This is a genomic window from Vibrio sp. Vb1574 (genome assembly GCF_033338675.1).
Genome location: NZ_JAWOTC010000037.1, coordinates 1 through 12806 on the forward strand (window position 1 = coordinate 1; position 12806 = coordinate 12806).

The 12806-nt window shown below is 43.2% G+C and carries 13 protein-coding genes and 1 pseudogene; 11 read left to right on the forward strand and 3 right to left on the reverse strand.

Features of this window, described 5'->3' with window-relative positions:
- Window positions 1-53: 53 nt before the first annotated feature.
- A pseudogene (locus R7O12_RS18405) lies at window positions 54-479 on the reverse strand (MFS transporter); the annotation flags it as partial.
- Between the two features lie 99 nt (window positions 480-578).
- Here R7O12_RS18405 and R7O12_RS18410 point away from each other — a divergent pair.
- Window positions 579-1352: an AraC family transcriptional regulator gene (locus R7O12_RS18410; RefSeq protein ID WP_064376645.1), complete on the forward strand. Its 774-nt coding sequence runs from the start codon at window positions 579-581 to the stop codon at window positions 1350-1352.
- A 90-nt stretch (window positions 1353-1442) separates the two neighbouring features.
- On the opposite strand, the gene R7O12_RS18415 is transcribed toward R7O12_RS18410, so the two are convergent.
- Window positions 1443-2351 carry a LysR family transcriptional regulator gene (locus tag R7O12_RS18415; RefSeq protein WP_213972216.1) on the reverse strand — a complete coding sequence of 303 codons (909 nt, stop codon included), beginning with the start codon at window positions 2349-2351 and terminating at the stop codon, window positions 1443-1445.
- A 135-nt stretch (window positions 2352-2486) separates the two neighbouring features.
- On the opposite strand from R7O12_RS18415, the gene R7O12_RS18420 reads away from it, so the two are divergent.
- The 9 genes from R7O12_RS18420 to mnhG all read left to right on the forward strand — a co-directional run bounded on the left by R7O12_RS18420 (window position 2487) and on the right by mnhG (window position 10553).
- The gene (locus R7O12_RS18420) at window positions 2487-3206 is read left to right on the forward strand and encodes an SDR family oxidoreductase (RefSeq protein WP_053307575.1); all 720 of its coding nucleotides are present in this window, start codon (window positions 2487-2489) and stop codon (window positions 3204-3206) included.
- A gap of 393 nt (window positions 3207-3599) precedes the next feature.
- Window positions 3600-4535, forward strand: a complete 936-nt coding sequence (locus R7O12_RS18425) for a universal stress protein (RefSeq protein ID WP_005373330.1) — start codon at window positions 3600-3602, stop codon at window positions 4533-4535.
- 109 nt (window positions 4536-4644) lie between these two features.
- Window positions 4645-4836, forward strand: a complete 192-nt coding sequence (locus R7O12_RS18430) for a hypothetical protein (protein ID WP_082245536.1) — start codon at window positions 4645-4647, stop codon at window positions 4834-4836.
- Window positions 4837-5000: 164 nt separating this feature from the next.
- Complete coding sequence (gene mbhE / locus R7O12_RS18435; RefSeq protein WP_206970217.1) at window positions 5001-7670, forward strand: hydrogen gas-evolving membrane-bound hydrogenase subunit E; 2670 nt, start codon at window positions 5001-5003, stop codon at window positions 7668-7670.
- A complete protein-coding gene (locus tag R7O12_RS18440; RefSeq protein ID WP_017633704.1) occupies window positions 7670-8023 on the forward strand; it encodes a Na+/H+ antiporter subunit C in 354 nt (117 codons plus the stop codon). The genes mbhE and R7O12_RS18440 overlap by 1 nt, the downstream gene beginning before the upstream one ends.
- Window positions 8020-9516 carry a Na+/H+ antiporter subunit D gene (locus tag R7O12_RS18445; RefSeq protein ID WP_213904431.1) on the forward strand — a complete coding sequence of 499 codons (1497 nt, stop codon included), beginning with the start codon at window positions 8020-8022 and terminating at the stop codon, window positions 9514-9516. Before R7O12_RS18440 ends, R7O12_RS18445 begins: the two co-directional genes overlap by 4 nt.
- A complete protein-coding gene (locus tag R7O12_RS18450) occupies window positions 9513-9989 on the forward strand; it encodes a Na+/H+ antiporter subunit E (protein WP_005373320.1) in 477 nt (158 codons plus the stop codon). Before R7O12_RS18445 ends, R7O12_RS18450 begins: the two co-directional genes overlap by 4 nt.
- Window positions 9982-10260, forward strand: coding sequence for a cation:proton antiporter (locus R7O12_RS18455; RefSeq protein ID WP_005373317.1), 279 nt, complete (start codon window positions 9982-9984; stop codon window positions 10258-10260). The genes R7O12_RS18450 and R7O12_RS18455 overlap by 8 nt, the downstream gene beginning before the upstream one ends.
- Window positions 10260-10553, forward strand: coding sequence for a monovalent cation/H(+) antiporter subunit G (gene mnhG, locus R7O12_RS18460; protein ID WP_005373314.1), 294 nt, complete (start codon window positions 10260-10262; stop codon window positions 10551-10553). Before R7O12_RS18455 ends, mnhG begins: the two co-directional genes overlap by 1 nt.
- Window positions 10554-10572: 19 nt before the next feature.
- On the opposite strand, the gene R7O12_RS18465 is transcribed toward mnhG, so the two are convergent.
- Entirely contained in the window at window positions 10573-11280 is a 708-nt protein-coding gene (locus R7O12_RS18465) for a GntR family transcriptional regulator (RefSeq protein ID WP_053307578.1), read from the reverse strand.
- 180 nt (window positions 11281-11460) lie between these two features.
- Here R7O12_RS18465 and R7O12_RS18470 point away from each other — a divergent pair, with 180 nt between their 5' ends.
- Window positions 11461-12789, forward strand: a complete 1329-nt coding sequence (locus tag R7O12_RS18470) for a 6-phospho-alpha-glucosidase (protein ID WP_238975355.1) — start codon at window positions 11461-11463, stop codon at window positions 12787-12789.
- Window positions 12790-12806: the final 17 nt, after the last annotated feature.

Consider the following 12806-nt stretch of genomic DNA (forward strand, 5'->3'; position numbering starts at 1 on the left):
ATCACTCAATAGCCAAGAATGGATCAAGTGCTGAGTGTCACACTTTTTCTGTCAATAGGGGCTTGGTGAACACTTACCATTAAGCTAAAGACTTTACTCAGTTCTTGACCGTCAAACGCGTCACGAAGCATGGTCTGTGTGACAACGGATCCTACCGCGATACCAAATGCGCTTAGGGCTCGCGCGGCCATGACAACAGCAAAGCTTTCGGTTTGAGTTGCGAGTAAAGATGCGCAGCCATAGATAAAGAGCCCAATAAGCATGGTGGGCCTTCTTCCCAGTTTATCTGCGAGAACTCCCCAAACTACAACGCCAATGGCAAAAGCTAGGAAGTAAATCGACAATGTTTGGGCTGCTTGTGCGTGGTTTACATCAAATGATAGAGCGATTGAGCTCAACGCTGGGCTATAGATGGTTTCTACAATTTGCGGAAACATCAACATAACCAGCATGAGCCATAAAGAGGGCTTAGTATTCATATTGTTACCCATCGTTAATGAAGTTGGCGGGCAGTATAAATGAGGCTATGATTGATCTAATAACAACATAAAAACCAAATACATCAACATTCGGACAAAATGGCGCTTATTAACGAAAAAACACAATTTGATGCAGACAAAATTTCTAATTGTGTAGTGGGAATTGCTGCGGATATTGGCAAGCACGACTCAGGTATGCATCAGCACAAAAAAGGGCAGTTATTGTACGCACCTCAAGGTTGTATGAGTTTTGCTCTGGAAGACTCGATTTGTATTTTGCCACCGACAAAGGCGGTTTGGATCCCACCTAATACGCCGCATCGCGCACTAATGACGAATGTGGTGGCGTATCGATCTTTGTATTTTGATTGTGAGGAGTTTGCCTGTCCGAGTAAGATCACGATGATAGAAGTGAATAATTTACTCCAAGCTCTTATTGATAAAATGTCATTTTGGGAGTGGGATAAGCCTAGCAGCGAGATGGTAAATACGACGGCGCTTTTTTGGGAGGAGTTTTATGCTGCGAAACGTTATTCGTTTCAGTTGCCTTTGCCATCGCATCGGCGCTTAACAACGTTTCGTCGAGAGTTGGTTGAACCTTCATTTCTAGCTCCTTCGCTTACTACTCTTGCAAGCAAAGTTGGGGCAAGCACCAAGACGGTAACACGATTATTTAAGTCGGAAACGGGAATGAACTATCAAGATTGGCGGCAACAGTGGAGGCTTTTAAAAGCAGTTGAATTGTTATCAACGGGCATGCCAGTCAGCGCAGTTGCCGATTGGCTGGAGTTTTCGTCAGACAGTGCTTTTATTGCATTTTTCAAAAAGCAAACTGGACAAACACCTCTGACGTTTATGAAAACCAAGCCTTAAGCGTCAAAATGCTCACACTCTTTCTAGAACAAACCCCAGGTTCACAGGCTCAGCCTATAAAGCATACATAGACAGGTACCAACGTGCAGGTTACTTGTCTTTACTCTGCAGTTTGCGAAAGTATTGCGTAGTAAAATCAACAAAGGCTCGGATGCGTTTTGGTTGATGTCGGTCGTGATGATAAAGGAGTGAAAATTCCACACTCGGAATGCTCCAATTGGTAAACACTTCTTTTAGCTTGCCTGTCTGGAGTTCTTGTTGGCAATAAAGTGCTGGCACACGGATGATGCCATTTCCCGCCAAGGCTGCTTTTATCATTACTCTGCCACTCTTACATCGTAACTGTCCACGTATCTGGTGTTCCGTTGACTGCTTTGTATTCGTGTTCTCAAATGCCCACCGTGTCACACTACCTGTCAAACAAACGTGTTTTTCTAAGTCCTTTGGATGCGAAGGATAGCCATATGTTTCTAAATAGTTTGGGCTTGCGTATGTCCCCATTTTCACATCGATCAGTTTGCGAGCGATAAAGTTGGAGTCGTCTAACTTTCCCATTCGAAAAGCGATATCGAATTCATCCGCGATTAAATCGACACGATGGCTACTAAAATCTAAGTTAATGCTCACTTGTGGGTGTTGGATTAGAAATTGAGCAACGATATCTGCGACAACGTCTTCTCCTAAATAGCCCCCGACACAGTTGATACGAATGTCACCTCTTAAGTCTTCTACATCATCAACCACTGCCATAACAGCTTGATCAATATTGTGAAGGGCAGTTTCACACTGTTTATACAGAACCTTGCCTGCTTCGGTGAGGTTCAGTGTTCGAGTGGTCCTTTGTAGCAAAGTGACACCAATCTGTTGTTCCAGATTTGTTATTTGACGTGAAACGTGTGAGCGAGAAACGCCAAGTTGCTCTGCTGCTTTCGTGAAGTTTCCTAGTTGAGCGATTAGGACGAAAGAGCGAATATCCGCAAGGTTGATGTGTGTTTGCATGATGACTTCTTCATAATTCAAAAAAGTATTGTTGCAGTATAACAACAGTGTTTCAACTAGGTCGGTATATATCAACAAACAAAGTTTTCTTAAACTTACCGCCACTGATGTAAACCGTTCGATTAAGGATTCAAAATGAAAAAGTTAATTGTTATTACAGGCGCTAGTTCAGGCATTGGTGAAGCGATTGCACGTCACTTCAGTGACCAGGGCCATGCTCTTCTTTTGTTAGCAAGACGTGTAGAACGTTTGGAAGCATTAAACTTACCAAATACGCTTTGTGAAAAGGTAGATGTGACCGACAAAGCTTCTTTCGAGGCTGCAATAGAGAAAGCTGAAGCGTTGTATGGTCCGGTAGATGCACTTGTAAATAACGCAGGCGTTATGCTTCTCGGTCAGATAGATACTCAGGAAGCATCGGAGTGGAAGCGCATGTTTGATGTGAACGTAATTGGCTTGCTCAATGGCATGCAGTCCGTCCTAGCACCGATGAAAGCACGTAACAGTGGTACGATCATTAACATCAGCTCTATTGCGGGCAAGAAAACATTCCCTGATCATGCTGCTTATTGCGGTACCAAATTTGCGGTTCATGCTATTTCTGAAAACGTACGTGAAGAAGTTGCGTCATCAAATGTTCGCGTTACCACGATTGCACCTGGTGCAGTGGAAACGGAATTACTTTCACATACAACGTCTCAAGATATTAAAGATGGTTATGACGCCTGGAAGGTGGATATGGGCGGCGTGTTGGCAGCAGACGACATTGCACGAGCAGTGCTGTTTGCTTATCAGCAACCGCAAGGTGTATGTGTTCGTGAAATTGCTTTGGCACCGACAAAACAACAACCTTAACATCGAGTTACGGCGATTTTAGGTCACTAAAGCCGTAAAACTTTGCATATCGATTCGTGATTGAGATGGCATCTTTAAACTAAGTTGCGTGAAAATTTAGGTCATCCATTTAAATCCGGACACTAAGTGTGTTATTGCTTATACCCAAGTTACTCAAGGTGAGAAAAAACTTTGAGTAATTTGGGTTTTTATTTGGTCTCAACTTTAGGTAGCGGAATTTATTTAGGTCGAAGGCGATAGTTGTGAAGAAAGGAGAGTGTGACGTAAAACAAAATGAAGCAATATCCGTCTCTTAATGAGAATTGATTTCATCAACGTCACAAGCCGTTACAATTATCCGTTAGGTATTATACTTTGTGGGTGGTTAATATTTAACCAAACAAGGAGGTGTGTATGAAACGATTCGCAAACATACTTTTTGCAACACAAGGATTGCCAGGCCATAGTGACGCCCTCGAACAAGCGATGAGGATTGCATCTAGCAACAAAGTGCCTGTCTCAGGGCTAATAGCGTGTCCTGATTTCCCAACAGACATGATCCAGTATCAGCAAAGTTATGAGCAATCGCTGCAAGACTCCCTCAAACAAAGTATTCACGAATACAGACAGAAGCTGGGACTCTCTGAAGAGGATCTCGCATTTCCTCTTACTGTGAAAAGCAGTGAAAAGCCCGCTGTCTGTATTATTCAAGAAGCATTAGCTGATAACAAAGATCTCATCATCAAAGAAGCTGAACCGCTCGGTGAAGGTGCTGAGGGTTTCAAAGCTATTGATATGACTCTGTTACGAAAATGCCCTTGTCCGCTTTGGTTGCACCGACCAATTGATAAGCCAAGAGATAAACGCCGTGTTGCTGTGGCTATCGACCCATTAACGGCAAGCGATGAACAGCACTCATTAGCCGTGCGTTTACTCGAATTATCGCGTTCGATAGCCGACACCTGCGATAGTCGTTTACACGTGATTTCTTGCTGGGAGTATTACTTAGAAAACTACCTTAATGGTAACGCTTGGATTCAAGTCGATGATGCTGAGTTGAAACATGAACTCGACAAAGCAAAAGCCGATCATAAACAAGCTCTGCAACAGCTGTTGGAGGAGTCTGGGATTACAGGTGAAATTGTGATTCACCACCTGCATGGAAAACCCGACGAAAAGATTCCAGATTACGTAGAGAGTATTGAGGTAGACGTGCTGGTAATGGGAACCTTAGCGAGAACTGGTATATCTGGTTATGTCATTGGTAATACGGCTGAAAATATTTTGCAATCGATTAACTGTAGTTTGGTCGCTCTTAAGCCCGATGGTTTTGTCTCACCGATTCAGTAATTGGGGTGTAACAAAGTTGGGTTTAAGTGATGTTTTAGGTAAAGGAGGGAGATGGATCTCTAGAACATGGAATTATCAATGTATCAATAAGTTATCAGAGGAGAGTGACATGAAAAACCTATGCCCGAAATGCCACACAGAAATGATAGAACGTTCGAATGTTTATGTTTGTCCGAGAAATGATATCGGTGACTGCACCTACGATGCATTCGAGTTAGCTGATGACGATAATCCATATACATTCAGCCAAGAATATGTAAGTAGTGACCTACGTTCTTATGCCGTAGCAGACAGCAAATAGCGGTTTGTATCGGCGTTCCTCTAAGTAGCACTCAGTGATTACTGTTTGCTACTTTTCCCTTGGTTTCATGATCGTTTTTGAAGCGCTTGGGCTAAAACAATACAGTGGAGTTTGTCATTTGCGCCGAATAGCGCGTACCTTCTTATAATAACGAATGGGCTGCGATGTTGAATAACATAACGGGTAAAGAAAACCTGCCGAAAAACCTAGATAATCAGTTGGTCTTACTGATTTTCCCTGCGCTGCCAGTTTTAATCTTCTCTTTTCTCTTCTATATCTATACTCCTGCAGGCGTGAGCTGGAATGCGGAATGGATACCAAGCCTCGATATCAACCTTAGCTTTAGACTAGATGGCCTTTCATTTCTTTTTGCGGGACTGATCAGTGGGATTGGCGCACTGATTCAAATCTACGCTTTGGCTTATTTACGAGAAAGTGATAGCCGGTTTTCCTTTCATTTGTATCTAACCCTATTCATGCTTGCCATGCTAGGGATTGTGATGAGCGATAACATTCTGTTGTTATTTGTTTTCTGGGAACTCACCACCATCACTTCTTACTTACTGATCGGGTTTAATCACGAAAATAAAACGTCTCGGAAAAACGCCTTGCAGTCGCTGATTGTTACCGGTGCTGGTGGACTAGCGTTGCTAGCTGGTCTTATCTTGCTGGGAGCAATGGCAGGGAGTTATGAGCTAAATACCATTATCGAGCAGGCAGACACTATTGCGCAGCATGAATGGTTTATCCCATCTCTAGTGCTCATACTACTCGGTGCATTTACTAAATCTGCGCAATTCCCGTTTCATTTTTGGCTACCTAACGCGATGGCAGCTCCCACTCCGGTCAGTGCGTATTTACACTCGGCAACAATGGTAAAGGCAGGCATTTACCTATTAGCACGTTTATCGCCAGTTTATGCCCACAGCGAGATCTGGTTTTATGCTTTAGTCATCACTGGGAGTATCACGGCCATTTGGTGCACATTTGTCGCATTAAAACAAACTGACTTGAAGCTGATGCTAGCCTACAGCACGAATGTTGCTTTGGGTAAATTAACATTATTACTAGGTATGGGCACAGATTTGGCCGTTAGTGCAGTATTGATGTTTATTCTCGCTCACTCTTTCTATAAAGCTGCGCTGTTTATGGTGGTGGGTAATATCGACAAAGCGACAGGAACACGAGATATTGATCAATTGTACGGCCTGAAGTCAGTTCTCGTCATCAGCATGGTTGCGGGGAGTTTGGCTGCATTGTCTAAAGCGGGGTTCCCGCCGTTGTTAGGCTTTTTGAGCAAAGAATACATGTACAAGTCCGCAGTAGAGCTCAATAACTGGATCGCCTTTGTACTTTTAATCGTGAATATACTGATGGTCGCGCTAACCATTATGCTTATTGCGAGACCATTCTTTGCTCGCCGTGATCTCGTGCCGATTGAAACTAAGCCAGTTGAGACAAAAAAAGCCATGTGGATCTCGCCTTTGCTCTTGGCAGTTGGCAGCCTCCTAGTTCCGTTATTCGGTTTGAATTGGTTAGATCGCAATATTATTTTTCCGGGCTCTGCTGACATTCTGCCCACAGCAACTCTTAAAGAGACATCACTATGGCATGGCGTGAATGTACCGTTAGTGTTAAGCGTTATTACGCTAGCGTTGGGGTATGTGGTGTACCGTGTTTATCCAGCTGTGTTTGCATTTTTTCAGCGGTTACATCTATTCGTCCCCAAAGCGGAGAATATTTTTGAACGACTATTAGATGGCATGATGACAGTGGCGAAGTGGCAAACGGCGCGGTTACAGCAAAAGAAATTGAGTCGCTATGTCCTATTATTTTTCACGGTACTTGCCGTTGCGTTACTGAGTCAGGTAGCGCTTATTCCTCTGCCTTTGGTTGGCGAACTTTCAAGTGTCACTTTCTATGAGATTGGTATTGCCTTATTGTTGATTGGTGCTGCGCTCGTATGTACGTTGTCCCACGCAAGACTTCTTGCGATTTCTGCGCTTGGTATGATTGGCTTCATGACCACGCTTGTTTTTATGATTTATAGCGCCCCGGACGTTGCGAAGACTTTACTGTTAGTGGAAACATTAATGGTGGTCTTTCTTGCATTGTTAATGCGTCATATGCCACGTCTAACCACCGTGCCCAAGCATTCAATAAAACGTAAAGTAGCGAATATTTGCATAGCAGGTGTGATAGGTGTTTCGGTTACTTTACTTTTGTTAGGAATCACGTCTCAGCCGATGGACTCTTCGGTGTCAGATTTCTTTGCAGAAAACAGTGTCCCGGGTGGACATGGGCGAAACATTGTTAACGTTATTCTGGTCGACTTTCGCGCATTTGATACATTGGGAGAAGTTGTTGTCGTTGTTATTGCAGGGATTGCGGCAGTGAGTTTGCTTAAGACAAGAGCGAAAAAACAAAATCGTATCCAATCATTAATTTTTGCAACCACGGCACACATTGTTTCGGCACTCATGCTCGTATTTTCAGTGTATCTGTTGTTACGTGGTCATAATGAACCGGGTGGTGGCTTTATTGGTGCGTTGATTGCCGTTATTGGTTTATCACTTCTCATGTTCGCGGAATCACCGAAATACGTTCGTTCTAGGTTGTATTTCAAGCCGTTTCTCATTGCGTTATCTGGCATCGCATTGAGCTTAGTTTCTGGTGCTTTGAGCTTTGCGTTTGATAAACCGTTTTTGACCGGACTGTGGTGGAAAGATGTGATACCACTAGGGACGCCATTGGTTTTTGATGTTGGTGTTTACCTTGCCGTTATAGGTGGCGTGATGGGTATGCTGCTTCGTATTAATGAGGAGCTAGAGTGATGGAAATAGTCTGGAGTGTTGTCGTTGGAGTATTTGTCGCAGCAGGTGTTTATTTAATGCTTGAAAAGCATATCTTGCGTCTTTTGTTCGGCATCATGTTACTCAGTAGTGCGGTTAACCTTGCTATTTTTACCGCTGGGAGGCTGACGCCCGGAGAACCGCCATTGATTGGCGATAATGCTCTTTTACCACCAGATAGCGCGGCAAATCCTTTACCTCAAGCGCTTATCTTAACTGCGATAGTCATCGGTTTTGGACTGCTTATTTTTGCTTTAATGCTGTTCTATCGAGCTTATAAAGACACTGGAACTGCAAACGTCGATGAAATGCAACGTTCTGAGGAGGGTCAATGAGTTCGATTTTGCTTACGTTACCGGTTGTTCTCTCGCTGAGTACGGCGTTGACTATCTTCTTCGTCCGTCGCTCAACAAAAAGTGTTGAGTGGTTGAGCGGTGTAAGTGCGATTTCGAACCTTTTCGTAGCGGGCTTTCTCACAGAAAACATCATAAATAATGGTATTCAAGCCGTTGCTTTTGGTCAGTGGAGTGCGCCATTTGGTATCGTGTTTGTCGCAGATTACCTCAGCGTTGCTATGGTGATGATAACGGCGGTGATTGGTGCGATATGTGTTTTCTACGCGATGGCGGACCTTCACCGAAAGCCCTCCTATAGCAATTACCATGCGTTAATGCACATGTTGCTTGCTGGCGTTTATGGCGCTTTCCTGACTGGAGATATTTTTAATCTGTATGTTTGGTTTGAGGTCATGCTCATTTCATCATTTGGTTTAATGGTGTTAGATGCAACGAAAACTCAAGTTGATGGTGCAGTAAAGTACGTGATGTTGAACCTGATTTCGACGCTGGTATTTTTGCTTGCTATCGGCTTGTTGTATGGCGCAACGGGCACCTTGAACCTGGCCGATCTCTACACCAAAGTAGGGGAAAATGAATTGAGCATCAACATGATGCTGTCCGCGCTGTTTTTGTTTGCCTTCTCTATTAAAGCGGCACTCTTTCCTTTATTTGCTTGGTTGCCCGCTTCTTATCACACGTTGCCAAGCGGTGTGGTGGCACTGTTTGCCGCGTTGCTTACTAAAGTCGGTGTATACGCGTTGATAAGAGTCTTCACCTTAGTATTTCCGCTCGCCGAGAGTGGCTGGCAACCGACGTTAATTTGGGTCGCAGGGCTAACCATGTTAACGGGCGTTTTAGGAGCAGCTAGCCAATTCGACATTAAGAAAATTCTTTCTTTTCATATTATTAGCCAAATAGGCTATATGATCATGGGGTTGGCTATTTACACTCCCTTAGCTTTAGCCGGTGCCATTTTCTACATTGTTCATCACATCATTGTAAAAGCGAATTTGTTCTTAATAGGTGGATTCATCGAGCGCAAATATGGCTCTAGTCAACTTGAACATTTGGGTGGGGTATACAAAGCTATGCCTTGGTTGGCGTTCTTGTTTCTTGTCCCTGCGTTTTCTCTGGCCGGTTTTCCACCGCTATCGGGTTTCTGGGGAAAGCTATTGGTCATCAAGTCGAGCATACAGGCTGAATATTACTGGTTAGCAGGTACCGCGTTATTGGTGGGGTTGCTTACCGTCTACTCGATGACGAAAATTTGGAGTGAGGCATTTTGGAAAAAGCCATTTAGAGAGAAGCCAGAACAGACTCTGCAGGCCAAAGTACATTGGTTGTACTGCGTTCCAATTATTGTATTGACAACGTTGACGCTAATCATTGGCTTAGTGGCGGAGCCTTTTTATCAATTTTCCGTTCAAGCTGCAGAACAACTGTTAAATCCGACTGAATACATCAGAGTGGTGTTAGGAGGAAATACATGATCTATCTATTCCTCAATTTTTTCTTAGCGTTAGCGTGGATGATGCTTAACGGCAGCTATTCGAGTCTGAATTTTGTTGTCGGATTTACGGTCGGTTTTTTTGCTTTAAGGTTGAGTCAACCATTTGGATTGAAAACGAGCTATTTTCAACGTTTTGCATCTGCATTGAAGTTATTGGTGTACTTCGCTTATGAAATGGTTATATCGGTTGCGAAAGTGGTGTGGGACGTCGTGACACCTACTCATTTGAGTCAGCCTGATATCGTTTATGTCCCTCTGGAGGTCGATTCTGATCTAGAAATCACATTACTGGCGAACATGGTTTCTTTAACACCGGGCACGCTTAGTTTGGATGTTACGGCTGATAAAAAGTATCTTATCGTTCATGCCATGTTTGCACCTGAACATGAAGAGGTTATTCGCGGAATTAAAGATGGGTTAGAGCATCGAATTTTGGAGGTGACGCGTGGATAGTTGGCTGCAAATAACGGTCACTTTTGCCTATTCTGGGCTACTACTCAGCTTTGTTATGGCTTTTGCTCGTTTAATTCTAGGACCAACGCTAGCTGATCGAGTTGTGGCGTTAGATCTGATTTCATTTATCACTATCGGATTTATTACGGTTTACACCTTAGACAGCGGTGAGGACGCTCTGTTAGACATCGCCATTACATTAGGTTTGGTCGCATTTCTCGGCACGATCGCATTTGCACGTTTGATCGTTAAAAGAAAGGAGAAAGAATAATGGACGTGTTGATTGGACTATTTTTATGCTTAGGAACATTGTTGACATTGGTTGCAAGTCTAGGTGTCCTGAGGCTTCCTGATTTGTATACCCGAATGCATGCAGCGACCAAAGCTGGAACTGTCGGAGTGAGCTGCTTGTTATTAGCGGTCGCTTTCTCACTCCCTGAAGTTACCGTGATCTCTCGGGTTATCGGTACGATGTTGTTTATCGTTCTCACTGCGCCAGTCGCCTCCCACCTGCTCGGCAGAGCAATGCGAGAGGTCGGATATAAGATTTGGCGCAATGATTAACCATTAGCGTCGAATAGTACTACGTCCTAGTTGAAATAAACTCGAAGCTGTATTGATGAAGTCGGAAGTAATTGACGGTATATTCAAATGCACGACCATCTTCTAGGTAACCAGTGGACTCAACTTTTAGAATAGGGGAAGCTTCTGATTCATTCAGGTATGAGGCCGTCTCTGCATCTAACAAATACGGTTTGACAGACTGACTGCTTTTCGCAATTTTCAATCCTTTGCTATTTTCAATGTACTCATATTTAGAACCATTCATTATGGCTATGCTCAAGTCTGGAAATAACATTGCTGGCATATGAGTGACTTCGTAAATTTCAGGCTCATCATTAATACACCTGAGTCTATGTATTTCATATGTATCATCATTGGGCGAGAGATTTAACTGCTTAGCAACCTGCTCATTCGGCTTTTTAAGTTCGAACTTTATGACTTGAGAGCTAGGTGTTTTCCCTTGTTTACTGACTTCCTCGATAAAACCCAGCAAATGTAAGGCATCATGTTGGGCTTTTAGATCGTTTACATAAGTTCCACTACCTCTTGTCCGACTAATTAAATTATTGTCGACCAGAATTTGTAAGCTTTTTCTGATGGTTACGCGGCTTACGGAAAACTCTTCTTGCAAATCACTCTCTTTTGGAAGCATCGATTTAGGTTGTAGTTCCCCATCTTTGATCTTTTTTTCTAATCGTTCCGCAATGTCTATGTATTTGGGTTTCATAATACCTCGCTAAGTCTTGGATCATGATAGCAAGAATGTGATCTGAGATGTAGTTAATACTTTTCCTTAGGATCTTTGTGTGATTTTTATCTCGTATCTATGTGCTTACACTTTAAATGTATCATAAAAGTATTAATACTTATTTTATACATTTGCAGGATAAACATTTGAGGTAGCGAAATGAAACGTCAAAAATTAACGATTGTTGGTGCTGGCAGTACATACACACTTGGTATGATGAACAGCCTTATTGCCGAAAAAGATAACTTTCCACTCGCAAAAGTCGTGTTTTACGACATAGATGAGAAACGCCAAGAGTCGAATGCATTAGCTACTGAAATTCTATTGCGAGAACACTATCCAGAAGTTGAAGAGTTTGTTTATACAACGGATAAATCTGTCGCATTCGCAGATTCGGACTTTTTCTTTATCCAGATCCGCACTGGTGGGTTGGCCATGCGCGAGCGCGATGAACAAATCCCGCTATCCAACTCTTGTGTTGGGCAAGAGACATGTGGCGCGGGAGGAATGGCATATGGGCTTCGCTCTATCGGCGATATGATCCAGCTAGTGAACGAGATCCGACAAACGTGTCCAGATGCGTGGATTCTTAATTACACCAACCCGGCGGCAATTGTCGCTGAAGCTTTAAATCGTGAATTTCCGCATGATAAGCGAATTCTAAATATTTGTGATATGCCAGCAGCGATTATGGTCAGCTATGCGCAATTGTTAGGATGTGAAATTTGGGACTTCGTTCCTGAATATTTTGGGCTTAATCACTATGGCTGGTTTACCAAAATTCGTAACAAACAGGGTGAAGACTTAACGGACAAAATTAAAAATATCATCCTAAAAGAAGGGATCAGTGCGGTTGATGCGGAAATAGCGGATGACCCATCGTGGCAAGCCACATTCAAAAACATGAGAACAATGCTTGTTGATAATCCAGAGTTTTTGCCGAATACGTATCTTCAGTACTATTTGTACCCTGAAAAAATGGTGGCGAAAGAGGATATCAACAATACCCGCGCAAGGCAGGTAATTAACGGCCGTGAGAAACGAGTGTTCGAATTGAACGCAAGAATAATTGAAGCGGGCACCACGAAGCACGAAACACTGCATGCCGATATCCATGGTCGATACATGGTGAGAGTCGCGGCTTCGCTAGCCTACAACTTGAGCGATGTGTATCTCGTCATCGTACCGAATAATGGTGCTATTACAAATTTACAAAATGATGCCATGGTAGAAGTTCCAGCTGCGCTAACTAGTGATGGACCGAAAGCTTTTACTGTAGGAAAAATCCCAACCTTCCAAAAAGCCATGATTGAGAGCCAACTTGGTTACGAGAAATTAGTTGTGGATGCTTGGTACGAAGGAAGTCAGCAAAAGCTGATTAATGCACTCACACTTAACCGTACCGTGGTTAATGTGCCAAAAGCTAAAGAAATAACAAAACAATTACTAGAAGAAAATAAAGCCTACCTTCCTCAATTTTTTCAATAACAACTGGACGTTCGGAG

Excerpts from the sequence above, each read along its gene's own strand:
- R7O12_RS18450 (WP_005373320.1), top strand. The coding sequence starts at position 9,513 with ATGATCTATCTATTCCTCAATTTTTTCTTAGCGTTAGCGTGGATGATG.
- R7O12_RS18465 (WP_053307578.1), bottom strand. The coding sequence starts at position 11,280 with ATGAAACCCAAATACATAGACATTGCGGAACGATTAGAAAAAAAGATC.
- R7O12_RS18425 (WP_005373330.1), top strand. The coding sequence starts at position 3,600 with ATGAAACGATTCGCAAACATACTTTTTGCAACACAAGGATTGCCAGGC.
- R7O12_RS18415 (WP_213972216.1), bottom strand. The coding sequence starts at position 2,351 with ATGCAAACACACATCAACCTTGCGGATATTCGCTCTTTCGTCCTAATC.
- mnhG (WP_005373314.1), top strand. The coding sequence starts at position 10,260 with ATGGACGTGTTGATTGGACTATTTTTATGCTTAGGAACATTGTTGACA.
- R7O12_RS18445 (WP_213904431.1), top strand. The coding sequence starts at position 8,020 with ATGAGTTCGATTTTGCTTACGTTACCGGTTGTTCTCTCGCTGAGTACG.
- R7O12_RS18470 (WP_238975355.1), top strand. The coding sequence starts at position 11,461 with ATGAAACGTCAAAAATTAACGATTGTTGGTGCTGGCAGTACATACACA.
- R7O12_RS18420 (WP_053307575.1), top strand. The coding sequence starts at position 2,487 with ATGAAAAAGTTAATTGTTATTACAGGCGCTAGTTCAGGCATTGGTGAA.
- mbhE (WP_206970217.1), top strand. The coding sequence starts at position 5,001 with ATGTTGAATAACATAACGGGTAAAGAAAACCTGCCGAAAAACCTAGAT.
- R7O12_RS18430 (WP_082245536.1), top strand. The coding sequence starts at position 4,645 with ATGAAAAACCTATGCCCGAAATGCCACACAGAAATGATAGAACGTTCG.
- R7O12_RS18410 (WP_064376645.1), top strand. The coding sequence starts at position 579 with ATGGCGCTTATTAACGAAAAAACACAATTTGATGCAGACAAAATTTCT.
- R7O12_RS18440 (WP_017633704.1), top strand. The coding sequence starts at position 7,670 with ATGGAAATAGTCTGGAGTGTTGTCGTTGGAGTATTTGTCGCAGCAGGT.